This window comes from Mesorhizobium sp. M0571 (genome assembly GCF_040320985.1).
GTDB lineage: Bacteria > Pseudomonadota > Alphaproteobacteria > Rhizobiales > Rhizobiaceae > Mesorhizobium.
This window is the reverse complement of sequence record NZ_JAMYQT010000038.1, coordinates 13,316-38,628: the sequence shown is the minus strand read 5'-3', so window position 1 is coordinate 38,628 and position 25,313 is coordinate 13,316. Positions and strand designations below refer to the sequence as shown.

Genomic DNA, 25,313 nt, shown 5'->3' with positions numbered 1-25,313 from the left:
GACCGTCCAGCCAAGACTGAACGGCCGCTATTGCTGAGAAATACAAGTCTCGAGCCCAAAGCGGAACGGACTGACATAGCGCAAAGACACAGGCGAGCGCAGCGGTAAGGTTGGCGGTTATCAGCATGGGACGGTAACTCTTGCAGACCACAAAATATCGCGAGGCCGGCCTGCCTTGGTACACTATCTATCCGACTGTGTCAGAGTTCTCTGGGGCGGTCGGCGCCGAGGCTTATGAGGAATGGCTCAGGAACCTGCCGGCTGACGATCCGGTGTCGCTCTATTTCCACGTTCCGTTCTGCCGATCAGCTTGCTGGTATTGTGGCTTCCCCACCACCATCACCCGCCATGATGCGCCGATCCTCAACTATCTGGCGGCCCTGCGTGACGAGATCCGTTTGGTCTCGGAGCGAGCGCCGCAGACGCTGCCCGTGAGCGACATGCATTTCGGCGGCGGAACGCCGTCTCTCATAGGACCAGCCGAGTTCCTGGCTCTGATGGAGTTCCTGCGACGCCGCTTCGCTCTCACGAAAACAGCTACGGTTGCCGTCGAGATTGATCCGCGCACGTTCACGGCCGAGATGGCCGAGGCCTTAGGAGCAGCCGGCGTGAACCGTGTGAGTCTCGGCGTGCAGAGCTTCGATCCCATTGTTCAAAAAGCAATCAACCGGGTTCAGAGTGAGGCGCAGACGTCGGCTGCCGTGGAAATGCTGCGCCGGCATGGAGTAAGCCGCATCAACTTCGACCTCATCTTCGGTCTCCCGCATCAAACGGTGCAGTCCTGCGTCGAGACCGCGAGGGCGGCGGTCGCAATGCGCCCCGACCGGCTTGCGGTGTTCGGCTATGCGCACATCCCGTCGCTTATAAAGAATCAGCGCCTCATCGAGGAGGCAGTTCTTCCGGGCAGCGCTGCCCGCGCCGAACAGTATGCGGCCGTGGCCGCGACGCTGATTGCCGCCGGCTACCGCGAGATCGGACTCGACCATTTCGCCTTGCCGGACGACGAGCTCGCGCTGGCACAGAAAACGGGTCGCCTGCGGCGTAACTCGCTGGGCTACTCGGCCACCACCTGCAGAACCCTGATCGGTTTCGGCGCGTCGGCTATCGGCCGCGTCGGCGAGGGGTACGTCCAAAACGAAGTTACACGGGATTCCTACATCCAGCACATCGCAGCTGGCCGTCTGGCGACGTCAAAGGGCTATCGCCTCACCGACGACGACCGCGTTCGAGCCGCAATTATCGAGCGACTAATGTGCGATCTCGAGGCCGATGTGCAGGCAATCTGTGCCGCCCACGGATCTGATCCGATCCGTCTTCTCGATTCAGCTGAACGCTTGGCGATGCTGGCCGAGGACGGGATAGTGGACTTCGAAAACGGTTTTGTCCGCGTACGGCGGGAGCATCGCTTTGTAATTCGCGCTGTCGCTGCCGCGTTCGATGCTTTTCTCGATCGGGATGGCCGTAAGTATAGCCACAGGTGAGGGCAAGCATCCAACCGGAAGCTAAACCCGACGCCCTTGGCCGAGGCCTGTCATGAAGCGCGCGTCAAGGATGCGAAAAGCAGAGCTGATCCGCCTATTTCATCTCATCTTCAATGACATCGACCTCGTGGCTGCCACCGAGGCGTTTCCATATTGATCGTGGTAGGTGCGGGGCATCTGGGTGTTTCGCCGTCAGCGCATGAATATCCCCGCCATGTGATGGGTCAGGAAATCGCGGTGGCTGCAATCAGCCCGTCCATCGATGACAGACCGCGGCCACGCCGCTTCGCGAGGCCCGTCAGGTCGCCCCAGGCCAGGACAACCAGTTCGTCCACGGGCAGGACTCTCGGCTCGAAGCGCTGCGGCAGGTCCCGGGCGAGCCATCCGGCCAGTGCGTCACGTTTCCGACCTTTGTCCATGAGGGCAGCGCCGCGCCGGATCTCGGCGATCGACACAACGCTGATAAATGAGCGGTCTTCATCGAGCCCGTCATCCATTCCAGCACGCGCGCGTCAGGGCTCGACCTCGTCACCTCGGAGAGGCCATTAGTGTCGAGCAAGAGCCTCACAATGGCAGACCATGCGGTTCATCGCGTAGCCGCTCGATGTCCAGTTCGGCGTTGCGCAGCGGCGATGCGCAGCGAGTGCCCAGAAAACAGCAGTCAGCTCCCCTTCCGGAAGATCGGAGCGGACGCCACGCAAAAAGCGCCAAATCCTTGGCGCCGGCGGTCTGTGTGTTTGCGCGCTGGCGGCTTTGGTGTACTCCTGTGCCGTTTCGACGAGGCTTCCAGCCGGGAGGAGGCTTTGGCGGCGCGGCCGGCACACGGCCCACCTCGAGGACGAGATCGACGATGTCGGGCAGATCCTCGGTCGCCTCACAAATCGGTGAGGTCGTCGGGACACCGTCTTCCACTTTTGTTGATCAGCCGCCTTCCTGGCCATGTTCCGAGACAATAAGGCGCCCGTGCGCCGCCGCCTCGATTAACCCAAGACGCGCAAGGATCTTTTGCCGGAGACAACGAGGTCACCATCCTGCGGTGCCGCGTTGCGTCACAGTCGGCATGAGATGTGCAAAGTGGACCGTCGTCAAGCGTCAAACAGAGGCGTTGGTGACTGGACTGAACGACCAGAACGGGCTGCTTGCGCCCTTTCGGACTTCACAAAGTTCGAAAATGGCGTCGTTTCAGGGCATAATCGCCGCTTGTCAAAATGTTTGCGACAAGTCCGGTGAAAGCCTACCGAGTATCTTGTGCTTGGGGGGCGGTTAGTTCCGATAAACTAAGCGGCATACACATGCTAATCTATTTGATTTACGGGCCGACCTGCAGCGGCAAAACAGACGCGGCAATCCAAATTGCACGAGAGACCGGATGGCCGGTCATTGCGCTGGATCGTGTACAATGCTGTCCTCAAATCGCCACCGGCAGCGGGCGTCCCTCGGATTCCGAACTGCAATCTACCCAGCGGATCTACTTGGATTCGCGCCCGCTAACCGCGGGCATCATCGACGCCGAGACCGCCCATCGTAAGCTGATAATGCAAGTGGATGAGCGTAGTTCCCAGCCGGGGCTCATCCTCGAAGGCGGTTCGATCTCCCTTCTCAATTTAATGGCGCGAAGTCAGCATTGGGATGGCGCTTTTCGATGGCATGTAAGGCGGTTGCGGCTCGGCAACTCGGACGCCTTTCTGGAGAGAGCCAAGCGTCGGGTCACAGACATGTTTGTCACAAGAGAAGGACAACCTTCATTGCTGCAGGAACTTGCGGATCAGTGGAAGGAAGATGCAGTCCGTCTCACTTTGGAAGACGTTGACGGATATCGTTGCGCCATTCGTTTTGCGAGAGAGCACAGCTTGGCAATCAGCGAAATGCCGTGCCTTCGCAAAGAGCTCCAACAAGATCTTGTAGAGGCGATTGCGAGAGAATATCTCGAATATGCGCGTTGGCAAGAACGCGACTTTCCAGAATGGCAAACTGAGTGAGCAAGCCTCCCCGGACCTCGCCTGCGGTGCGGGCACGGTAGCTCCTGAGAATTGCGCTAAGTGGTTTGCTGAAGCAAGCTAGTGCCAGGCGACATTAGGTCCGTGTGGCAGCGGAAGGATTGCTTTCGCCACGGTGACTGCGGAGGAGGCGACATGGCTGCACTGCTCATTTCAGGCATGGGACGGAATGTACCGATGACAAAGTGCTGCGCGCTTCGTAGCGACCGCTACCGTGGCTGACTCGCGAACTACTATCCGCCAGCCCAGTCTGTGGCGTCGTCTCGGCTTTCATCGCCACCGCCTTCGCCCAGGAAACGCCCGAGGCCGCAAGCGTCGCCGTGGCAGTGCGGCACCCGGCAAGATGGGTGGTCATCGGCCCTATCTGATCGACGGGGAGCACCGTGCTTTCGTCCTGGGCGAGGTTGAGCGAGATGCCAACATGACGCTTCATCAATTGACGGCGGCACTGGCTGAACGTGGTCTCCTGCGAGCGTCGGTCGCTTCCTGCACCGCGAGGGCAAGAGCTTCAAAAAAACCGTTCTGCCGGCCGAGCAGCTCAAGCCAAAGCTGATGCGCGGGCGTGCGCAATGGATGCGCTATCAGACCCGCATTGACCCTACGCGCCTGGTCTCCCTGGATGAAACATGGGTCAAGACCAACATGGCGCCGTTGCGCGGCTGGGGTGTGCGCGGTAAGCGGCTGATGGCCCACGCACCATATGGCCATTGGAAGACGATGACCTTCATCACCGCGCTGCGGCATGATCGGGTGGAGGCGCCTTGGGTCATTGATGGACCCATCAATACGCAGGCCTTTCGCGTCTATGTCGAAACCGAACTCAACAAAACACTGAATCCGGGCGACATCGTCATTCTCGACAATCCCGGTTCTCACAAGGGCCAAGCCATCCGCGACATCGTCAGGGCTGCTGGCGCAAGGCGGGTCAAGCCCGCGAGAGCGGCAATTTTGTTCCGGCTATCACCCTCTCGTCGAGAACGGCGTGACGGAAGCGATAAAGTTGCGCCGGCCGGCCGCCGGTTTCCGCGGTTGTCTCACCGGTCTCCTCGACCAGCTCCTGCTGCTCGATCAGCCGGCGAAAGTTCGGCTTACGCACGAGCCTGCCGGCAAGCGCCTTCACGGTGCGCTGCAGCTGCAAAAGCGTGAAGACCGGCGGCATCAGTTCGAATACGACCGGCCGATATTTGATCTTGGAGCGCAGCCGCGCAATGCCGGTCGCCAGGATGCGACGATGATCGGCGATCATCGATCTGCCCGAGACCCAGGTGGGCGCAGCGGAATGTCCGGCGCGTATTGCTTCCTCCACCAGGGCGGCTTCGTAGAGCAGCTCATAACGTTGAAGCGCGAGTTCCTCGTTCCAATGGCGGTCGTCAAAGCCGAAGGCGATCGCCGCCCGCCGTCGTCGGTCGAGGCGTGTCGTACTGTCGTCAGTGCCATCCGCCCATTCCATCAGGCGCGGCCGCAATTCGTCCAACACGACCGCCGGTGTGCCGGAGCGGTGATCCTCCCACGGGAAATAGTCGTACCAGCTTCCCCAGTGTCGCCCGGCCGGGTCGCCAGCTTCGTCTTGGTGGGTGAGCGCCAGATAGCTGATAGAGACCACGCGGTCGTCAGCGCCAACCCTGTCGCGATCGGCGAAGGTGTAGAGCTGTTCGATATAGCCGAGCGGCTGGCCGGTCTGTTGTTCCACCCATCCCCTGAGGCCCGACTGCAGCGAACGGTGAGCAAGCTCGAACGGGCCGGAGGGCAGGGCGTTTGCCTGCGGGATGGTCAGAACGCAGGGGGCGCTGCTGTCCATGGCGACCACAACGGCGATCAAGTCCGCATTGACGTCGTTGGCCTTGCCTCCAGCTCCGCCTTTCCTAATCCCTTTTGCGCGATCGTCCATGGTCCCCGACGTCGTTGAGCAGAGCCCTGCCGCGTAGGCGGCTGAACCGATTGAATTCCGTTTTTGTCTGATAATTGTCAGCGCGTCAACACCACCCGTCGTGGCGATTTTAGCTCTTCGCAGCTGCACAAAAAGTGCCAACGCGACATCCGTGCTTGGGGAAGGAGGCCCATTGAGTGCGCCGATTCAAAGCTCGTCGATCGACATTGCGACGTTGTTCTCGTCGGGACAGCGCGGCATGGTTCTCCACGGCTTGGCGTCGACGCTGGGCGTGACGCTGGAGATGATGATCATGCACGGTCAGGCCTGCCCCGTGGCCTGGAGCCGGCGCAAATGGTCGTCGACCCGCCGTTCGGTTCCTTTTGAAGAAACCCGGAGCAGGCTTTCCGCAATGCCTGATAAAGCCCTTCCAGTGCGCCCGCGCCAGCATCATCGCACTCTCGCTCCAACACAACCTATGCGAGTCAGTAAATCGACTCGCCGGCACTATTGTTTCAGGGGAAATGAATCTAGTTTCAAAGGGTTCGGCCGATAGGCCGGGCACAGCTGCGGTCTTCACGGCCTTTTTGACATAAACGCGTCGCCCGATTGAGATTATCTTGACGGTAGCGCAGTGCGCCATCCATGCCAGTCGAGATGATCATGGGCAAATATCGAGACCATCGCGAGCCACGCCGGCATCGCTATGACGATGACCCCGTTTCCTTTTCGGAACGGACTTCCGAGCCAAGCTATTTTCAGCGCCCGCCGACCGTGACGGCAGATCCTGTCGATGCGGAGGTATTGTGGTTCACAGTCAGCAAGGGTTTTGGCTTCGTCAAACTGTCGGACGGCACGGAGGCCTATCTGCACGTGCGAGTGTTAGAGGCGGCCGGAAGCCGGGATGTTGCCGCGGGAACGCCTCTCAAGATCACGGTCGAAAAAAGTCCAAAAGGTCATCAAGTCGCGCAGGTGCTGGAGATCGGCGATCACCGCGCGAAAACTCCGTCACATACGCGTGTCGCTGGAGGGACCTTCGTTGAAACCGGTGCGCAGCTGGAGAGCGGGGGCACGGTCAAGTGGTACAAACCCGAAAAGGGCTTCGGCTTCATTGCTCCTGACAACGGTGAGAAGGACGTCTTCGTTCATGCCAGCGCCCTGACGCGCTCAGGGCTCAGCGTGCTGGTGGCGGGACAGAAGGTGTTTGTCGAATGCGGGCAAGGCAAGAAAGGCTGGGAAGTCCGGAGCATTCGCCTTGCCTAGACGGCGATGCATTGCTCGCCTCGAAGGAGATGCCGGAGAGCGTCGGGCGGCCGCCCGAGCCCGCGTAGCAGAAACCGACATTGTCGAAGCGCAGCACGCCGTCGGTGACGACGAGATCCCTGGCGCCCGCCGCGTCCTCGATGTCAAGTTCGGCGTCGAGCAACTCGAACAGCCGCGTGCCGCAGGTCGAGGCGCGCGCGAACGAGTTGACCATCAATCCGAGCTAGCGCACCGGCATCTGTAGAATGGTCATGAAGGTGAGCAACAGGGCCAGCGTGCCGACGCTGATTTGACCTGCGATCACTTTCTGGCCACCGAACCAGAGCACCAGGCCCATGGCGGTCAGGAACGAGAAATTCATGGCGCTGGTGTTGCCGACACGGATGTCGACGCGCTCATTGGCGAGATCAAGGCGCGTCCTGCTTGGCGCGGTCGAACTTTTCCAGCTCGTGCGGCTGCGCGGCGAAGGCACGCACGACACGGATGCCGCCGAGATTCTCATCCATCACCGGATCTTTAACGATCGCTGATGCCCAGATATGGGAAGGTCAGGCTTCAATGACGGGGAAGGTGAAGGATTGACTGGTCGGGTTTCCGGGCCGAGCTTGTCGGCCGCTCAATCGAAAGCGTCATTTGAGGCGCTTCTTCTCCCGCGTGTAACTGGAAGACACGCTCGTCCAGTTCCTTGTCTACTTCCGTGAGACGATGATTGAGGCGAAGGTAGTCGGTCCAGGTCGGCGTGCGGAACGTTTCTGTCCACTGCATAGGCTTCTGAAGGTTGCGCTGGAGCGTCCAGTTCCGAGCACCGACGCGGCTGTGTACATGACGCCGCTGCCGCATGAGGTCGAGGAAGGCCTCGACATTTCTCTCGGCTATCAGATATTCGATCTTGACCACGATCGGGCCGCTTCTCGGCTTCAAACTGAGAGCGACAGCTGGGGCGTCGAATTCCTCCAAAGGATCGGGCTCGGACTCACGGCGCTCGCGAAGAGGAAACAGAACGCCGGCTGCAGCGACGATCAGAAGGGCTACAGCGGAACCCTCGAGCGCCCAGGTCAGCGAATGGTTCTGGGAAACCGTGCCCCATACCCAGCTGCCGGCAGCGATGCCGCCGTCTATCAATGCGTAGTAGATCGAGATTGTGCGACCCACGACCCAGCGCGGGCTCGCCAGCTGCACGCTCACGCCAACCCCCGACCAGGCGGTGACCCAACCGGCGCCGCCCAGGGCGAGTGCAATTGCCGCCACAGCGATCGAAGAGGTCAGAGCCAGGGAGAGGGAGCACGCCGCGCAGGCGAGGCAGGAGAGCCTCATCAGCCTTTCTTGCGACAAGCTCCGTCTGAACAGGCTGTTGGAGAGGCCGGCGAAGACGGCACCGGTCCCGAAGCCAGCCATGAGCGCGCCATAGGCGAGTGGACCTCCTCCCAGCTGGTCGCGGACAACCACCGGCAGCAGCGCGAGTATGGCGATGCTCGCCAAGCCAAAGAGGGTTCCGCGCGCGATCGCTGCCTTGATTTCCGATGACATCGCCGTGAAGCGCAGTCCGTCGTAGATCGCCGTCCTCATCGACTCGCGTGGAAGAGGGGACGAGCGAACCTTCCACTTGCAGCGCCAAATAGTGACCAAGGGTACGAAATAGGTGAGCGTGGTCACGGCGAATGCCGCCATGAGGCCGAATGAGGCAACCACAATGCCGCCGAGCGCCGGGCCCACGGTCCGTACGGTGTTGAAGCCAACGGAAAGCAGGGTAACGGCAGCGGGAACATCGCGCCGGTCCACCATATCGCCAACCGACGCCTGCCAGGCGGGATCGTTGAGAGCGCCGCCGCATGCGATCAAGAAGCTGAAGCCAAGGATCATCCACGGACTAACAAAGCCCAGCGCCACGGACGCGGTCAGCATCGCGGACGCAATCACCATAAGGCACCGACCGGCGAACATGACCCGGCGCCGGCTGAAATTGTCGGCGAGAGCCCCGGCGAAGACGGACAAGACGAAAGCGGGCAGGTTCGATGATGCCTGCACCAGCGCAACCATCAGATCCGAAGTCGAGATCGTTGCCATCAGCCAGCTGATGGCGACAGTCTGCATCAGCCAGCCGAGACTCGAAACCTGCGTGGCGAGCCAGATCGAACGAAAGGTGGGCTGCAAAAGTGGCCCAAAGGTCGTTGGTGCAGCCAAATCTTCGTTTAATCCAGCCACCCTACTCATTTTGCGACCCTTTGCTTCCCGTTATTGTCGTTTCCCATGTAATCTAGGCTGAACCGTGGCGGCTAGAAGAATAGAGAGAAACTGTTTGCCTTGCGGCACAGTTCCTCGTGATTAAGGGTTGCGGCCGAGACGCATGCCCGAGCCGGCTCACCCCGCCTTCGAAGACATCACTGGGTGGAGCCCGGATCTTGCTTGTCGTTTGACGCAGCATGCTTCATCAACGGGCACTTTGCCGAGCGATGCCTTTTCGCGAAACGCGACGATGTTCTTTCGTCGGAAACTCTCTCCAACGGCGTTCGATGCGCTGAGTCTGGCTTGGGGCGAGGTGAGGGCTTGCAGATCTTAGACAGGATTGATTCCTGATAAACGCAGACGGTTGCCGGGCCGCGATCGAAGAGGCGCGCGCCTTGCTGCTTCAGCTTGAACAAAAGTCTGACGCGCTCACACATGCCATCGACGACTTTCTGCTCGATCTGATGAGGCTGGCTTTCATTGTTGAATGTTATGGACACGGCTTTGAACTTTTGGCGCGAACGCTTGCCCGTAGAAGACTGGCAAAGGTCAGGCTTTTGTCGGGGCGGTGGACTCCGCCAGGGGAGAAATGACACCCAAAGCCGGATGGCTGACGCGACGGTCGCCCCGCGTTCCGCACAGTGACGAAGGTAACGGTACGGCTCTTCGGCAGATGGCGCATCCTCATGGTAGCGTCTGGCCGTTCCCTCTGATGCCTCGGCCTCCCACACCTATCCGAACAGGCCCGATCCTGGAGGGTCCTCGAAGTGGGCATGAGGGCGATAGGCCGCGTGGTTGGGGTACCAAGCGTAGGCGCGGTATTGGGCTGGAAATTGGCGATGCGCGACGAAGAAGTCCGAGATCAACTCGTGCAATGGCAATTCCTAACACCGTGAACGTGTTGGAGCAGCCTCATCCTCCTAGTCAGGAACGTCATCAAGGTTATAGGATTGATGCGCGGCGAACCCTCGGAACTCAGGATCATGTTGACATCGCTGTTCGACAGAGCCGACTTGGCGCAAGGAAGCCACATCGTTTCGGAATTGCTTATCGCATGGTCTATCGTCGGCCTAGTCAAACCCTTGGCGCGGCGAGGAAGCGGCGGTCGTCGGCGTGATGCATGACGGGAGTCGGCCGCGCCTCACCAGAGGCGAAATGCAGGAACCAAAGGAAAGGACCACCTGCATGGAATTGCGAACCGCGTCCTCGGCGTCTGAGCCGCGAGCCTTGCCAACGATCACTCAACCCGCGACGTAGAGCTTCAACCCAGCCTTGGACACGCGAACCGCGCTACCATCGTTGCAGAGGAGCCGTCCACCAGATGGTTGCACTTGTAGTCCGCACGCCTTTAGTCGACATAGCGGACTGGCTCTGGCCACCGGCAAGGTTGAAGAGTGTCCGTTGTTGCAGTCGTACTTGGCCTACGTGAACCAGATGCCTGAGCACGCGGTCGCGTTTCAGGGTTGATCTACTCGTAAAAAGGAATTGTCTTAGGCGGAAGGCCGCACTTAATACCGCTATCCTATTGGCGCCCCATCGGGTTCCCGGATTGAGCAAGTCCGGATCACTACTTTATGCCGCTGCCAGCGTTGTGTCGGCCATGTGCACGCGCGCTGCCGCTGTCAGCAGGTCGGTCTGGGTGATCAGCCCAATAATGCGTCGCTCGGTATCGACGATGACCACGGCATGGCTGCGGCCGTCGGTGAGCACCGGCAGCAGGCTCATCGCCGGCGTATCGGGAGACGCGGTGCTAGCCTTCGACATCACAGCCCTCACCGTGTCGGTCGCCTTCGTCAGCTCGCGCAGGCCAACTACACCGACCAGCCCGCCCTCGGCGTCGGTCACCGGCAGCGTCCGGATGTTGTGATCGAGCAGCAAATGACGCGCCTGGTCGGCAGGCGCATGTTCATCGACCGAAATCACATCGCGCGACATGATGTCCTCGCACAGCAGGGTCCGGTGGGAGCGCACCATCGCCTGCAACTCGACCTGCCGTAGCAGCCGCTCAAGATCGTTGCGGTCGATATCGAAGGTTTCCTCCAGCGCGCCGAGCGCGGCATCGACATCCTCGGGCTGGAAGCCGACCCGCTCCCGCGCCGGCGGATCGATGGTTCCATGCGCGCTTTTAAAGGCGGGGGCCGCCACATGCGGATAGTTGCGCCGCGACAGTTTATGGATGCCGTAGCCGAGTGCGACCAGCACGATCGAGTTCAGCGCTACCGGAACGAAGGGAAACAGCAAGCCCGAGCTGAAGACGGCCGGTCCGCCGAACACCGCGGTTAAGGCGGCGGCGCCACCCGGCGGATGCAGGCAGCGCGTGAACGACATGGCGGCGATGGCCAGCGCCACCGCAATGCCGGTAGCAAGGACGGGTTCATGCACGAAATGCGCCACGATCACCCCGACCAGCGCCGAAATCGTATTGCCACCGATAATCGACCAAGGTTGCGCGAGCGGGCTTGAAGGCACGGCAAAGAGCAGCACGGCCGATGCTCCCATTGGAGCAACCAGCAGTGCGACATGTGGGCCAGACCCGTTCGCCAGCGCACTGATCACGCCAGTCAATGCGATGCCGATCATGGCCCCGATGCAGGCGAGCAGCCGCTCGCGCAGCGTTGCACCGGCAAGGATCGGAACAAAGAGACGAAACGCCATGGCATACCCTTGGGCGAGTGGTCGGAACTCCGCGCTCCGCAATGCAGGCAAAGCCACAGATTTGGAAGTTAAGCCAATTCGGAAAGCCGGCTCACGGGGGAATACTTTTGCGCGAAACGGCCATTGCCAAATGGGTGCAGACATTTTGATCAGCCAGAGGAGGCGGACGGCACGCTGATTCGCTCGAGCGCAGCTAGAGGCCAAGGGCTGCCGTGCCGCGGGCAGCCGGAAATGGGGATGGTCGGAGGTCGAGCTGGGATGGACACTAAGGAATTCAGAGGCTTCGAAAAGCGTGCTGACAATGTCGGCATGGCAAGACAAATCAGGCCCTTGCCGCTCCACTTCCGAGGCGCACTCCAGCGGAGTACGGCTTGTACGCGGTGCTTGGTCTGCCTGTCCTTGCCACCATCGTATTCGTTGGCTGCTGAAACGTCCACCTGTTGCCGCTGAGAAGACGACTGCCGCCAGTGCCGTCGTGGAACCGCCATATGACGGCGGCTTGATTACAGAGCCGGCTCGTGTCGATCGGGCGGGGGAGGCCTGATGTGACGTACATGGTCCAGAAAGTGGCCAATGAAGGTGCTGGCATCGTCAACGTGATCAGGTCACGTAATAGCGGTAATACAACCGCGACCACGAGCCTCTCAGGCGTTCGATGAGGCGAGAAAATCCGATCACCAGACCAAGCGCGATTCCGCCACACTGCCACACACGAGACCGATCAGGTCACGTTCCAGGCTCACCAGAAGATTGGAGCCGAGGCCACCTCGGCTGAACTCTGCCATGCCGCGGGCCGCCACCTCTTCCAGCCGCGGTAGAAAACGTGGGTCAGCAGCGCCGGCATGGGCGAGCAACTCCCAAATCGCGAGCAGCGCCATCAGCACCGCAAGCGGCCGCAGATGTCGGCCGATGAAGCGGAAGGCCGGCGGTGCGATGGAAGCGCCGCGACAGCCTATCCCGACCTGCAATCGTGATCAGGCTGATCGTGGGGTCTCCGGACGCCAGCGTTGCAGATAGTTTTCGGCAAGCGTGAGCAGGCCGTGGATCACCAATCCGGTCAGGCCGACCACGATCATGGCCGAAAAGACGAGTTCCAATTGAAAGAGCTGACGACCATAGGCCATCAGGTATCGGAGCCCTTCGAACGATGCGATGAGTTCTACCGCAACCAGGGTCTGCCAGCCGTTGGCAAGGCCTTCTCGCAGCCCTGTAAAGATCGACGCACGGCGGAAGGCAGCACGATCATCGTGAGTTTCGACCAGCGGCTGAACGAAAGGACACGGCCAGACCCCGTCTCACGACGACGCCGTTGCGCTTCGCCGCCATCAGGCTGCGTAGAGGACTTGCACGTCTAAAGCTGTCGATCATGCTCGGCACATAAAAAAGGGCGGCATCGCTGCCGCCCTGTCCGTAAGCTTGCGAGATTGGCTGAATTAGAAATCCATACCGCCCATGCCGCCCATGCCACCGCCGGGCATACCAGCCGGCATGCCGCCGCCAGCCGACTCCTTCTTCGGAGCCTCCGCGATCATGGCTTCCGTGGTGACCAGCAGGCCGGCGACCGAGGCCGCGTCCTGCAGAGCCGTGCGCACAACCTTGACCGGATCGACGATACCCATGGCGATCATGTCGCCATATTCGCCGGTCTGGGCGTTGTAGCCGAAGGTCGCGCCCTTGTTCTCGAGGATCTTGCCGGCGACGATCGATGCTTCCGCACCGGCGTTGGCCGCGATCTGACGGGCCGGAGCCTGCAGCGCGCGACGCACGATGCTGATGCCTGCGGTCTGGTCGGAGTTGGCGCCGGTGACGGTGATGGCCAGCGAAGCGCGCAGCAATGCGACGCCGCCGCCGGGAACGATGCCTTCTTCGACGGCCGCACGGGTCGCGTTGAGGGCGTCATCGACGCGGTCCTTCTTTTCCTTGACTTCGATCTCGGTCGCACCGCCGACGCGGATGACGGCAACGCCGCCCGCCAGCTTGGCAAGACGTTCCTGCAGCTTCTCCTTGTCGTAGTCCGAGGTGGTCTCCTCGATCTGCTGCTTGATCTGGGCGACGCGGCCCTGGATCTCTTCCTTCTTGCCGGCGCCGTCAACGATGGTGGTGTTCTCCTTGGAGATCGACACCTTCTTGGCGCGGCCGAGCATGTTCAGGCCGACATTCTCGAGCTTGATGCCGAGGTCTTCGGAGATGACCTGGCCACCGGTGAGGATGGCGATGTCTTCCAGCATGGCCTTGCGGCGATCACCGAAGCCCGGCGCCTTGACGGCGGCGATCTTCAGGCCGCCACGCAGCTTGTTGACGACCAGCGTGGCCAGGGCCTCGCCTTCGACGTCTTCCGAGATGATGACCAGCGGCTTCGAGGTCTGCACGACGGCCTCGAGGATCGGCAGCATGGCCTGCAGGTTGGAGAGCTTCTTCTCGTGGAGAAGGATGTAGGCGTCTTCCAGATCCGCAACCATCTTTTCGGCGTTGGTGACGAAGTAGGGCGAGAGATAGCCGCGGTCGAACTGCATGCCTTCGACGACTTCGAGCTCGGTCTCGGCGGTCTTGGCTTCCTCGACGGTGATGACGCCCTCGTTGCCGACCTTCTGCATCGCTTCCGCGATCATCGAGCCGACCGAAACGTCGCCATTGCCGGCGATGGTGCCGACCTGGGCAACTTCTTCCGAGGTCTTGATCTTCTTGGCGTTCTTGATCAGCGTCGCGACGACGTCGGCGACGGCGAGGTCGATGCCGCGCTTGAGGTCCATCGGGTTCATGCCGGCGGCAACCGCCTTGTGGCCTTCCTGGACGATCGACTGCGCCAGAACGGTCGCGGTCGTGGTGCCGTCGCCGGCGATGTCGTTGGTCTTCGACGCCACTTCGCGGACCATCTGCGCGCCCATGTTCTCGAACTTGTCTTCAAGCTCGATTTCCTTGGCGACGGTGACGCCGTCCTTGGTAATGCGCGGCGCGCCGAACGACTTGTCGATGACGACGTTGCGGCCCTTGGGGCCGAGCGTGACCTTCACCGCGTCGGCGAGGATGTTGACGCCGCGCAGCATGCGCTCACGAGCGTCGCGGGAGAATTTTACGTCTTTGGCAGCCATTTTTTACTCCTGGGCATTTCGCCCGAAATTCAGATTGGATGGTGCGGATGAAAGGCGGCGGCGTGTCAGCCGATGACGCCCATGATGTCCGCTTCCTTCATGATCAGAAGGTCTTCGCCGTTGAGCTTGACTTCGGTGCCCGACCACTTGCCGAACAGGATGCGGTCGCCGGCCTTGACGTCCAGCGGGACGAGCTTGCCGACCTCGTCACGGGCGCCGGAACCGATGGCGATGATCTCGCCTTCCTGCGGCTTTTCCTTAGCCGTATCGGGGATGATGATCCCGCCGGCGGTCTTCGCTTCGGACTCGACCCGGCGAACGACCACGCGGTCATGCAGCGGCCGGAAATTCGACTTTGCCATTTTTGGATTTCCCTGGTGCGGATGTTGAACGGTTCTCCGTTGCCGGAGCGTGTTTAGCACTCACCAGAAGCGAGTGCTAACGCGGCAGTCAGATAGGCCGTAGGCTCCTGCTAGTCAAGACGGAAGAGGGACCGGCGAAGAGCAAACGAGCGTGGAAGCACTGAGCCCTTTACGTAGACGACGTCGGAGATCGGACATGGATGGGGCGGCTCACCATTTGTAACTGAGGGCTTTATTTATTTGGCACGATTGGTGCAGCGGATGATCCGCAAACGTTGCCCGCGACAAATATGAGAGGTGAGCGCCATCAGGACTCTTGCGGTTAACGGTCCACTCGGTCTTTACGGTGTGGCCGCCGCGCGGGCGCCAGGACTCCGGCCATCCCGATAGTCACCAATCCAATCTGCGGAGAACAGGAGGCAAGATGAGAGCGACAGTCAGCATGAACTCGAATTTGAAATGTTTGGCCAAAGCAACTGCCATCGCCTTGCTCTGGACGGTCACGGCTACGTCGGCGGACGAAGATATGTGGATGCCGGGCCAGACTGCGGAAGTGGGCGCGGCCATGCGCGCGGATGGGCTCCAGATCGATCCCGCCCAGCTGGGCCGTCTGGACGCTGACCCGCTCAACGCGATCGTATCACTGGGCGGATGCTCCGCCTCGTTCGTCAGTCCACAAGGGCTGGTCGCAACCAATCATCACTGCGTGTTCGAATCCATCCAATACCACAGCAAGGAGGGCCAGGACTATCTCACAGACGGGTTTCTGGCGAAGAGCCCTGGGTGAAGAATTGCCCGCGGCGCCAGGCAGCCGAATCTATGTGATCGAGGACATGCGGGATGTGACCGCCGAAATGCTCAAGGGCGTCTCGGACAAGCTGAATGGTTTGCCCGCTATGAGCGGCTCGCCACGAACCGCAAGGCCCTGATCGCCGCATGTGAAGGACAGCCCAATCGCCGCTGCGACGTTGGGGCCTATTATGGCGGCGCCTCCTACTATCTCCAGCAGAAGCTCGAAATCGAGGACGTGCGCCTTGTCTATGCGCCCGCGCTCGGCATCGGTAACTTCGGCGGCGAAACGGACAATTGGATGTGGCCGCGCCACACAGGCGACTTCGGCTTTTATCGCGCCTATGTCGCTCCTGATGATTGCTCCCGGCCATATGCGCGCGACAATGTGCCTTACCGGCCGAAGAGTTGGCTACCCATAGCCTGTGAAGGCGTCAAGGAAGGCGACCTTGTGATGGTCGCCGGCTTTCCCGGCGCAACCCACCAGTTCCTGACGGCGGATGAAGTCCGGTTCAACTTCGCGCAATTCGAACCGCGGTTGCAGCGTTCGCTCTCGGATTATGCCGCCCAGATCAACCAGGCAACGGCAGGCAATCGCGAGGCGCAGATCCATTGACCGCCCGCTTCACAAATGGCTCGGCCTAAAACGCATGGGAAAAGCAGAAAAGGCAACAGATTGGCACCAGAATGAATATGGCCGCGCGAACTGACAGACGCGCCAACAATCGGCATCTCGCATGGTCGGTGGCACTGGACGTGGCGCCCACCCTGCTGGCGCGACTCCCCATCAGGTCGTCGGGGTTTCGCTGGCGAAAAAAACTTCCGCGTGTCTCTGCGCGATCCATCCCGCTTGCGCGTGCCTAGTCAACCAAAAAACTGACCATCTGCACGATCAGGATCAGCAGAAAAAAGCCAAAGGCAGACGCCAAAACAGCTGCAACAGCTGCCTGCAGGACGATGCGTTGTTTCTTACCCACAATTCCCCCGGGAGAGAGTCTGATGATAACCCTTAAAAAAGGGCGCCCGGGAACAGGGCGCCCTTCTCATCGACGAAATGCTCGGATTGGAGGTCCGTGATCAAGCAATTCGCCGAAAACCTCTACAAGCCTCACCACAATGGTTCGGCCGCAAATTAGGCTCGCAGTTAGCGCTCCGAACGCGGGGCAACGGGCTCTTCAATCCTCAGAACGAGCGCTGGAAGCGGAGCAGACCGCCGACGCTGTTCTTCTTGTCGGCATTGGTCCAGTTAGAGAAGTCCACATCCCCGAACTTGCCAGCGTGGAGATAGTCGACTTCGGCCGTGATCGTCAGACCAGGAACGATATCGTAGGCGACATTGGCGGCAATGCCGAGGTTCTTCCACTCGTCATACGCCGCCTGAAGGTTGAAAGAGGTCTTCTCGTTGAACTTGTAGGTGCCGCCGCCCCAGACGGCCCAGTTGCCACCCCACTGCTTGTAGAAGCCGCGACCGCCGGCAGGAATAGCGTAGGTCCCATCCGTTAGGTTGTCGTCGGTCCCATAGCCAGCCATAATGAACAGCGACAGTTCGTTGGTGGCGTTCACATCCAAGCGGACCTTGCCGGCTACCTCTTCGTAGTTGCTGTCGTAGGCGATCACGCCGGTGATGGCGCCCCAGCCCTGCGTGTACTTCACGCCGCCGACAAGATGCGGAACGTAGCTGTCGATCGTGCCGACGACGCCAGAACCCTCTTCGAGCGATACCACGGCGGAGAAGCCATTGCCGGCGTCGAAGTAGTACTGCACGACGTTGGTGTCGAAATCGCCGTAGGGAACGAGCGTATCGTTGATGACGTTGCCGGCATAGCCGATAAACGTATCGAAGGCCGATTCGTCCTTACCGACGCGCAGGCCACCAAGCTGGATCCAGGCGAAGTTCAGTGTGATGCCCTTGTTGAAGGCATAGTTCTGGGGACTGTCGGGACCCGAATAGGCGTTGCGGTTACCGAAATTGAATTTGGTCTCGGTGTATGTCTTCAAAGTACCGAGTTCAGTTTCCTGGCCGGTCCAAGTCCTTAGGTCAAAGCGGGCGTTCTTGCGCCAGGTGCCCTGGTCGCTGCCGTCTTGGACGTCGTGGGTCCGCGCCCCGTCGTAGGATCCAACGTCGCCGACGCCGATGTCGTAGCGGACATAGCCGCCGATGCGCAGGCAGGTCTCGGTGCCGGGGATGTAGAAGTAGCCCGAGCCGTAGACGTCGCAGATCTTGACGTATTCAGCCGGTTCCGGCTCGGCGACGGTCACCGCGTCGGCGGCGCGGGCGCCGGAAACTGCGATCAGAGCCGCAGCGGAGCCGAGAAGAAGGCTCTTGATGTTCATAATTGATCTCCATTCAATGATTTGAAAAGGGCGAGGACGTCGATGGACGAACCGCTCCCTGTCCCCACGATCGAAAAAGATGCGCATCGCGATGCATCCTTCCCGGCTCGAACGCTATTCGCTGGGCGAATTAGTGCAAGTTCAAATTCCGTCTGCCAACCATATATAGAAGTATCCGTTGCATTATTGCCACTATATCTATTGTATTACTTGCACAAATTGAACAACTATACATTTGCACAAATCGCACAATTGGTACATCTGCTTGTGCGCACTTACATAATGCGCGGACAGCCATCGGCATCCGGCCAATTGTCAGATAGATTCAATCAGAGAAACAGCCTGGGCGGCGGATGAAACAACTTCTGTGTTCATACCTTCTCTGAGCAATTCGATAGGGACGCGACCCTTGAGAAGAGGCGAGGGGCTGATCAGCCACAGCCAAGCCAGTCTGGGATCGGAGATCGAGGAAAGGACCTGCCTGATTCCGGGCATAGGCCTGCCGTCGATGAACTGAGCCAGGGGAAATACATGCTTACGGGAGCCTCTCCGAAAGGCAACCACATCATTGTGTTGCTGCCACCAATACAAAGTGGACCGCGGTATTCCAAAACGTCTCTCGAGATGCGTCGACCCCGCAACTGGACCGGCCCATTCTGCAATGCGCGCGCCTTCTCTCGGGCAATCTTTCAGAACCGGATGCCCGAGCGGATGATCGGCTGCCCGTGGTCGCGAAGCGATCTCACCCGCCTGGGCGTTTAGCCGTCGCGCTGCTTCGGCCTCGAGCCTACCAAGAAATTCGGCGGCCACGACGGTCAATTCGTTGGAAGGAGAACCAGAAGGCGCAACAGCAGCCTTGTCACCCTGCTTCGCCTCATCGCATTGGGCAAGAATGCGCTGCACCTCCCTCATGACAAAGCTTGAAAGCTCGGTCTGGCGCTTTTCATCCCCAAGATCACTCGACGCGGACATATCTGGCTTTCCCAATAGCATTCCCTCAGCAAGCCTCCGAAAGAGCGTTGAAGACATGAAGTTGGGGGGACGGCGATGTGTTGCGTTTTCGTATGCGCGCAACCTAGCAGCCGTCTTGCGGCTTCAACTTTTGCCTCTCAATAAAAAGGGAAGAACATCAATTGACGACCGTCTTGCCCCCCACGATCGAAACAGACGCACATCGCAGTGCACGCTTCACAGTGGGACGCTATCCGCGATGCTCATTTGTGCAAGTTTAAAGTTTAGCTTGCCAGTTTTATATAATTAGACGTTTCTTTTATGCAACACTTTTCCATTGTTACTTGCACAAATCGAACGTATCGCACATTTGGACGAACTGTACATTCGACAGCGACTTTGACGCACGTGTTTACTGGCGGTATACATCCTTCACCGTTGCCGCAAGGCATTGGCCCACTCGCGCGGCACCTCCTTCACGACAAAGGTTGAAAGCCCGTCCTCGGGCGTTTCATTTCCAAGATCACTTCGATCCACTCATACGGGCTTCCCGAGCGAGACCGTGGGTTTGGACTTGCGAATGAATTTCTCGTTATAATCGAATTGATTATAAGGGTATATTTCTACGTTGAGTATAAAGGATGTCAAGCCCGCGCCAGCGGCAATTTTGTCCGGGCGACCGCCGTTTCGTCGAGGACATGGTGGCGGAAGCGATAAAGCTTCGCCGGCCGACCGCCGGTATCAAAAGCACTTTCGCCGGTCTCCTCCACCAGTTCCTGCTGCTCCATCAACCGGCGAAAGTTCTGCTGAAGCGCCCCTGCCGATGTAATCGTCAACGCCGTCCGCGTCAGCGCATTGCCATCGGCGAGAAGCCGACGACATTGTTGATGACGAACGTAACGATCCGCGGCTTCAGACAGGAATGTGCGCTTCGTCCAGATGGATGGAGTGGGCTGGCAGGTTCCGGGCGGCCGCGCCGTTGAGGATGCAGCATCGAGAGCCGCGCTCGCCGAGGATGACATAGGTCGAGATTCGCGCGCCGGAAGTCTTGCTCCATGTCTCCACGAATCCATTGGCAGGATCCCGGGTTCTTCGCGTGGTCAGGGTCGAGCAGTATCGAACCGTGGTAGTTGAGCTTTGCTCGGTGACGTGGATGCCGTGCAGCTTGCCGGCGACTATTTTCGCATTGGTCCTGTTGTCCTATTCATCTCACAAAGTCAGTCCTGATGTTGAGCAGCTTCGCTGGGCTAAATCCCGACGACGAGCGCCCCGCCGCTGAGTCCCGCACCTGCCGCCGCCAGGAGTATTTTCTCGCCCGGCCGAAACGGCTCCGCTTGATTGGCGAGCGACAGTGAGAGCGGGATCGTCGCGGCGGAAGAGTTGCCATATTCGGCGATCGTCTTGACGATCAGGTGATCGGCAAAGCCGAGGTTTCGCCCGACCGCATCGAAAATGCGAGCATTGGCCTGATGCGGCACGAACCGGTCGACATCCTGTGGTCGCACTCCGGCAGCGGCTAGCGCGCTTATCGAGCAATCGGTCATCATCTCGACGGCCTTTGCGAACACTTCGCGGCCGTCGGTCATCGTCATTCGGGTTTGCGCGAGGTCGAGGTCACCGTGGAACGGCTTGTTGCTTCCTCCTGCGGGAATCTGGATCAGCCCGTATCGCGAGCCGTCCGAATCCACGGAGGCACCGAGAATCCCCCGATCAGTATCCTCGCAGGGACCGATCACGAGGGCGCCGGCGGCATCGGCAAACAGCACGGCGCTGGCGCGCTCAGAGGGATTGATGCGGCGGCTGAGGATATTGGCGGCGATAACAAGGCTCGCTTTGCCGTGCAGGCGGGTAAATCCGTCCGCAAACATCAGCGCATAGATGAACCCGGCGCAGGCGCCGGTCAGATCGACAGCGCCGGCGCGGCCGAGCCCCAGCCGATGTGCGACCAGGGGCGCGCTGGGCGGCAGGAGGTGATCGGGCGTCGAGGTGGCAAGCAGCAGCAGACCGATGTCGTGGCGCGCAATGCCGGCGCTGGCCAGCGCCATGGCCCCGGCCTGGGCAGCAAGACCAGACAGCGTGTCTTCGTCCGTTGCCCAGAAGCGCGACCGGATTCCAGTACGCCGCTCGATCCAGCCCGGTTCCAGGCCGAGATTGTTCTCGATTTCGGCATTCGCCACCTTTCGCCCAGGCGCATGATGGCCAAACCCGAGAAGGCGCGACAACCTGCTCATGGCTTTGAGCCGAAGCGTTCGCCGGCCTCCTCGATCGCGTCATGGAGCCGATCGAGCTCGTCGCCGGTGACGCAATAGGGCGGCAGGAGATAAAGGACATTGCCGAGCGGGCGCACAAGCAGTCCGAGCTCGAGGAAAAAGGCCCGCAGCTTAGGTCCGATCTCGGCCAGATAGCCGGCTGAGGCTGTGCGCAGATCGAGGGCCGCGATCGTGCCGGTCACCCGGCTGTCGGTGAAGTAGCGATTGTGGCGAAAGCGTTGAAGTCCGGCGGCCTGCCTCGCGCTCAAGGCCGCAATACGCTCGGCCACCGGCTCGTCGCGCCAGATCTCGACATTGGCGAGTGCGGCCGCGCAGGCAATCGGATTGGCGGTGTAGGAGCTCGAGTGGAAAAACGTCTTCTTGCGATCCGCCGAATAGTGAGCCTGGAAGATGGCATCGGTGGCGAGCGTAGCGGCCAGCGGGACGGCACCGCCGGTCAGGCCCTTCGAGGTGCACAGGATGTCTGGAGAGATGGACGCTTGCTCGCAGGCGAACATGGTTCCGGTGCGCCCCCAGCCGGTCATCACCTCATCGGCGATCAGCAGTGTGCCGGAGGCCTCAGTGATGTTTTTCAACTCGGACAGAACCCAGGCCGGATACATCAGCATGCCGCCGGCGCCAAGCACGAGCGGTTCGACGATCAGCCCGGCGGCGCGCCGGTCGCGGCTGACGGCCTCGAATCTATCCAGCGTTTCCTGCTCGCGGCCGGCGGCCGGGAAGGGAATGGTGTCGACCTCGAACAGCAAGGGTTCGTAGGCGGCGTTGAACACGCCACGGGCACCGACGCTCATCGTGCCGATCGTGTCGCCATGATAGCTGTGCTCCATGACGACGAGGCGCGAGCGCGGCGCGCCGATGTTGCGGAAATAGCCGAGCGCCATCTTCAGCGCGACTTCGACGGCGGTCGAGCCGCTGTCAGAATAGAACACCCGGTCGAGGCCGGCGGGTGCGAGGTCGACAAGCGCCCTGGCCAGCCGTTCGGCCGGCTCGTGGGTGAAGCCCGCAAAGATGATCTGATCGAGGCTCGACGCGGTCGTCTCGATGGCCTTCATGATGCGGGGATGGCGGTGGCCATGGGTGACGACCCACCAGGAGGAAATGGCGTCCAGAATGCGCGCTCCGTCGGCCTTGTGGAGATAGGCCCCTTCAGTCAGCAGGATTTTAGGGGTCGAAGGCTCGAGCGCGTGCTGGGTGAAGGGATGCCACACACGGGAATGCGACATCACTCGCCTCCGGCAATCAAAGCGAGGTCGAAGCCGGCAATCATCGCTTGTCTCAGCGTTTTGTCCGTCAGCGGATCGAGGTGCGGCAGCCTGCCGAGTTGCGGCACGTCGCCGAATTCCACGATCGTCCGTTGCGTATCGGTCATCTCATCGCCGATGAAGGCGATGCCAGCCAGCGGGATAGCGCGCGCCCGCAGGGCCTCAATCGACAGCAGGGTGTGATTGATTGTTCCGAGCGCGGTGCGGGCGCACAGAATGACCGGCAACTGCCATTGCTCGAATATGTCGATGAACCTTGTCCGGCGGTTCAGCGGCACCATCAGCCCGCCGGCGCCTTCGATGACGAGCGGTGTCGGCAGGACCGGAAACGAAAGATCGGCAGCCTCGATCGAAACGTCGTCGATTTCGGCCGAACGATGCGGCGAAAGCGGGCTCTTCAAGCGGTAGGCTTCCGGCAGCACGCGCCCCGACGGCAGCCCGGCAAGTCGCGCAACCGCCTCGCTGTCGGTCTCGCCGTCGAGGCCCGATTGCACCGGCTTCCAGTAGAAACCGTCAAGCAGGCCGGCAAGCCCGGCCGAAAACACCGTCTTGCCAATTCCGGTGTCTGTTCCGGTGATGACGATGCGCTTGGTCATGTCGCCTCCGGTCATGTCTGGGCCAACACCTCGACGAGCGCCTCGACCATGGCGGAAATGTCGGCTTCGCCGATATTGAGCGTCAGTGAGATGCGCAGCCGTGACGTGCCCTCGGGCACGGTCGGCGGACGAATGCCGCGTATGTCGAAGCCGCGGGCCTGCAGGCGCGCCGACACTGCCATGGTGCGCCTGACATCGCCGATCACCAAGGGCTGGATCTGAGAGCCACTTGGTATCACGCCGCAGCGATCGACCAATTGGCGGCCTGCGAGGGCGACGCGTTCATGCAGCTGAAAACGCCGCATAGGCTCGTCGGCGAGCATTGCGAGCGCTTCGCGCGCCGCGACCGCCATCAGCGGCGATGGCGCGGTGGCGTAGATGAATGGCCGGCAACGGTTGATCAGATACTGGCACAGTGTCCTCGGCCCGGTCACGAGCCCACCAGATGCGCCGAGCGCCTTGCCGCAGGTGTGGAGCGCGACGATGTTGTCGCGGCCCTCGAAAGCGGCGGCCAGCCCCCGGCCGTCCGGTCCCCAGACGCCGGTCGCGTGCGCCTCGTCAATGACGATGAATGCGTTGTGCCGATCGGCAAGCGCGGCCAGGCTCTCCAAAGGCGCGCAGTCGCCATCCATGCTGTATAGGCTTTCCACCGCAATCCAGACGCATCCCATGCCGCCTTCGGCGCGCCAACGCTTGATCGCGTCCTCGACAGCATCGACGTCGTTGTGCGCGGCCAGCTTGAACTCGGCACGTCCGGCCTGTGCCCCCTCATGCATGCTGGCATGGGCGAGCTCATCGAGGACCAAAAGGTCGCCCTTCTGCGGCAGCGCAGTCAGCAGAGCGAAGTTGGCGATGTAGCCGCTGCCGAAGAACAGCGCGCGGTCGGCTCCAAAGAATGCCGCCGCGTCTGCCTCGAGCTGCTCGTGTTCCGGTGCATTGCCGCGCAACAGCCGCGACCCGGTGGCGCCAACCGACGTGCCCCGCGCAATCGCCGCCGCAACCGCTTCGCCAAGTCTTTTGGAGGCGGCAAGCCCGAGATAGTCGTTCGACGAGAAGTCGCGCCCGGCGCGCGGCTTCAGCGTCCGCAGCCGGTCCTTGCGCGCCAGTCCCTCCAAGGTCGCCTCATAGCGGGCAAGCGGTGCCCCGTTCATTGCGCCTCGAGTTCCATCGGCTCGATGCCGAGACGCCGGAACAATAGGCTATCCTTGTCCTCGCCCGGATTGTCCGCAGTCAGCAGCGTATCGCCGACGAAGATCGAGTTGGCGCCGGCAAAAAAGCACAGCGCCTGCATCTCGTCGGTCATGGCGGTGCGGCCGGCGGAAAGACGGACATGCGATTTCGGCATCATGATGCGGGCCAGCGCGATCACGCGCACGAATTCAATCGGCTCGATGGGCTTGGCGTCGGCAAGCGGGGTGCCGGGGATCGGGATCAGCATGTTGATCGGAACGCTTTGCGGATGTTCCGGCAGGTTGGCCAGCGTCACCAGCATGCCGATGCGGTCCACCGGCTCCTCGCCCATGCCGACAATGCCGCCGCAGCAGACCTTGATGCCGGATTGGCGAACGTGCTCGAGCGTCTCGAGCCGCTCGGCAAAGCTCCGCGTGCTGATGATCTCGCTATAGTAGCGTTCCGACGTATCGATGTTGTGGTTATAAAAATCGAGACCAGCCTGCTTCAGTCGAGCGGCTTGCTCACGATCGAGCATGCCGAGGGTCATGCAGGTCTCCATGCCCAGCGCCTTGACGCCTTCGACCATCGCCACCACGGCATCCATGTCGCGCGCCTTGAGGTTTCGCCAGGCGGCTCCCATGCAATAGCGGGTTGCGCCAGCGTCACGCGCTTTCTTCGCCTCGGCGACGACGCGCCGGACCTCCATCAGCTTCGACGCCTTCAGGCCGGTCTCGTGATGCGCCGACTGGCTGCAATAGCCGCAATCCTCCGGGCATCCGCCCGTCTTGATGCTGAGCAGCCGGCTGAGCTGGACCTTGTTGGGATCGAAATTCTGGCGGTGCACGGTTTGCGCGAGGAAGAGGAGATTGTTGAAGGGGGCATCGTGAAGTGCCCGAGCCTTCTCCAGGGTCCACGCTCCAGGGTCAGGGGATTGAGCCTGTGGCGATGTCTGCGTTGGACTGGCTGTTTGCATGTCCATGCTGTTCCTCCGGTTCTGCCTT

19 protein-coding genes and 6 pseudogenes are annotated in these 25,313 nt (G+C 60.9%); 6 read left to right on the top strand and 19 right to left on the bottom strand.

All coding sequences use genetic code 11. The features are described 5' to 3' along the window. The first annotated feature begins 140 nt into the window (after positions 1-140). Positions 141-1,481 (top strand): oxygen-independent coproporphyrinogen III oxidase, encoded by a 1,341-nt coding sequence (gene hemN / locus NKI85_RS29030; RefSeq protein ID WP_352779606.1) that lies wholly within the window; start codon positions 141-143, stop codon positions 1,479-1,481. 227 nt (positions 1,482-1,708) lie between these two features. On the opposite strand, the pseudogene NKI85_RS29025 reads toward hemN, so the two are convergent. Continuing rightward, positions 1,709-2,049: pseudogene (locus NKI85_RS29025) on the bottom strand (PIN domain-containing protein); the annotation flags it as partial. A 724-nt stretch (positions 2,050-2,773) separates the two neighbouring features. On the opposite strand from NKI85_RS29025, the gene NKI85_RS29020 reads away from it, so the two are divergent. Continuing rightward, complete coding sequence (locus tag NKI85_RS29020; RefSeq protein WP_352458542.1) at positions 2,774-3,460, top strand: isopentenyl transferase family protein; 687 nt, start codon at positions 2,774-2,776, stop codon at positions 3,458-3,460. A gap of 166 nt (positions 3,461-3,626) precedes the next feature. Here the strand turns inward: NKI85_RS29020 and NKI85_RS29015 are convergent, their stop codons facing one another. Continuing rightward, a complete protein-coding gene (locus NKI85_RS29015) occupies positions 3,627-3,911 on the bottom strand; it encodes a hypothetical protein (protein ID WP_352452632.1) in 285 nt (94 codons plus the stop codon). A 119-nt stretch (positions 3,912-4,030) separates the two neighbouring features. On the opposite strand from NKI85_RS29015, the pseudogene NKI85_RS29010 reads away from it, so the two are divergent. After that, positions 4,031-4,330, top strand: a pseudogene (locus NKI85_RS29010) (transposase); the annotation flags it as partial. 73 nt (positions 4,331-4,403) lie between these two features. On the opposite strand, the gene NKI85_RS29005 reads toward NKI85_RS29010, so the two are convergent. Next, a complete protein-coding gene (locus tag NKI85_RS29005; protein ID WP_352779603.1) occupies positions 4,404-5,366 on the bottom strand; it encodes an NUDIX hydrolase in 963 nt (320 codons plus the stop codon). 147 nt (positions 5,367-5,513) lie between these two features. Between NKI85_RS29005 and NKI85_RS29000 the strand changes: the two are divergent. Next, positions 5,514-5,729 (top strand): annotated as a pseudogene (locus NKI85_RS29000) (3-methyl-2-oxobutanoate hydroxymethyltransferase); the annotation flags it as partial. Positions 5,730-6,008: 279 nt separating this feature from the next. Beyond that, a complete protein-coding gene (locus NKI85_RS28995; protein ID WP_352492847.1) occupies positions 6,009-6,608 on the top strand; it encodes a cold-shock protein in 600 nt (199 codons plus the stop codon). Here the strand turns inward: NKI85_RS28995 and NKI85_RS28990 are convergent. From NKI85_RS28990 to groES, 7 genes and pseudogenes are all read right to left on the bottom strand, one after another. Then, positions 6,583-7,117: pseudogene (locus tag NKI85_RS28990) on the bottom strand (ABC transporter transmembrane domain-containing protein); the annotation flags it as partial. The gene NKI85_RS28995 and the pseudogene NKI85_RS28990 sit on opposite strands and share 26 nt — an antisense overlap. Before the next feature lie 46 nt (positions 7,118-7,163). Next, positions 7,164-8,819: an MFS transporter gene (locus tag NKI85_RS28985; RefSeq protein WP_352779602.1), complete on the bottom strand. Its 1,656-nt coding sequence runs from the start codon at positions 8,817-8,819 to the stop codon at positions 7,164-7,166. 1,584 nt (positions 8,820-10,403) lie between these two features. Continuing rightward, a complete protein-coding gene (locus tag NKI85_RS28980) occupies positions 10,404-11,486 on the bottom strand; it encodes an HPP family protein (protein WP_352779621.1) in 1,083 nt (360 codons plus the stop codon). Positions 11,487-12,160: 674 nt separating this feature from the next. After that, positions 12,161-12,364 carry an ABC transporter permease family protein gene (locus tag NKI85_RS28975; RefSeq protein ID WP_352779600.1) on the bottom strand — a complete coding sequence of 68 codons (204 nt, stop codon included), beginning with the start codon at positions 12,362-12,364 and terminating at the stop codon, positions 12,161-12,163. A gap of 96 nt (positions 12,365-12,460) precedes the next feature. Continuing rightward, entirely contained in the window at positions 12,461-12,610 is a 150-nt protein-coding gene (locus NKI85_RS28970; RefSeq protein WP_352779598.1) for a hypothetical protein, read from the bottom strand. A gap of 309 nt (positions 12,611-12,919) precedes the next feature. Beyond that, a complete protein-coding gene (gene groL / locus NKI85_RS28965; RefSeq protein WP_352671077.1) occupies positions 12,920-14,575 on the bottom strand; it encodes a chaperonin GroEL in 1,656 nt (551 codons plus the stop codon). Positions 14,576-14,640: 65 nt separating this feature from the next. Then, positions 14,641-14,937, bottom strand: coding sequence for a co-chaperone GroES (gene groES, locus NKI85_RS28960; protein WP_352453535.1), 297 nt, complete (start codon positions 14,935-14,937; stop codon positions 14,641-14,643). Between the two features lie 424 nt (positions 14,938-15,361). On the opposite strand from groES, the pseudogene NKI85_RS28955 reads away from it, so the two are divergent. Further along, positions 15,362-16,342 (top strand): annotated as a pseudogene (locus NKI85_RS28955) (S46 family peptidase). 566 nt (positions 16,343-16,908) lie between these two features. On the opposite strand, the gene NKI85_RS28950 reads toward NKI85_RS28955, so the two are convergent. From NKI85_RS28950 to bioB, 9 genes and pseudogenes are all read right to left on the bottom strand, one after another. After that, positions 16,909-18,060, bottom strand: coding sequence for a porin (locus tag NKI85_RS28950; RefSeq protein WP_352779595.1), 1,152 nt, complete (start codon positions 18,058-18,060; stop codon positions 16,909-16,911). Positions 18,061-18,375: 315 nt separating this feature from the next. Further along, positions 18,376-19,032, bottom strand: coding sequence for an antitoxin Xre/MbcA/ParS-like domain-containing protein (locus NKI85_RS28945; RefSeq protein ID WP_352577960.1), 657 nt, complete (start codon positions 19,030-19,032; stop codon positions 18,376-18,378). Positions 19,033-19,655: 623 nt separating this feature from the next. Next, a pseudogene (locus tag NKI85_RS28940) lies at positions 19,656-19,820 on the bottom strand (NrtR DNA-binding winged helix domain-containing protein); the annotation flags it as partial. Between the two features lie 103 nt (positions 19,821-19,923). Then, the gene (locus tag NKI85_RS28935; RefSeq protein ID WP_352496597.1) at positions 19,924-20,166 is read right to left on the bottom strand and encodes an aspartate 1-decarboxylase; all 243 of its coding nucleotides are present in this window, start codon (positions 20,164-20,166) and stop codon (positions 19,924-19,926) included. Between the two features lie 92 nt (positions 20,167-20,258). Further along, on the bottom strand, positions 20,259-21,242 hold the full coding sequence (gene bioZ, locus NKI85_RS28930; protein ID WP_352779593.1) for a 3-oxopimeloyl-[acyl-carrier-protein] synthase BioZ: 984 nt from the start codon (positions 21,240-21,242) through the stop codon (positions 20,259-20,261). Next, positions 21,239-22,504 carry an adenosylmethionine--8-amino-7-oxononanoate transaminase gene (locus tag NKI85_RS28925; protein WP_352779591.1) on the bottom strand — a complete coding sequence of 422 codons (1,266 nt, stop codon included), beginning with the start codon at positions 22,502-22,504 and terminating at the stop codon, positions 21,239-21,241. The genes bioZ and NKI85_RS28925 overlap by 4 nt, the downstream gene beginning before the upstream one ends. Beyond that, entirely contained in the window at positions 22,504-23,139 is a 636-nt protein-coding gene (gene bioD / locus NKI85_RS28920; protein ID WP_023679599.1) for a dethiobiotin synthase, read from the bottom strand. Before bioD ends, NKI85_RS28925 begins: the two co-directional genes overlap by 1 nt. 11 nt (positions 23,140-23,150) lie before the next feature. Further along, positions 23,151-24,290, bottom strand: coding sequence for an 8-amino-7-oxononanoate synthase (locus tag NKI85_RS28915; RefSeq protein ID WP_352779589.1), 1,140 nt, complete (start codon positions 24,288-24,290; stop codon positions 23,151-23,153). Then, on the bottom strand, positions 24,287-25,285 hold the full coding sequence (gene bioB / locus NKI85_RS28910) for a biotin synthase BioB (RefSeq protein WP_352779619.1): 999 nt from the start codon (positions 25,283-25,285) through the stop codon (positions 24,287-24,289). The genes NKI85_RS28915 and bioB overlap by 4 nt, the downstream gene beginning before the upstream one ends. Positions 25,286-25,313 lie beyond the last annotated feature (28 nt).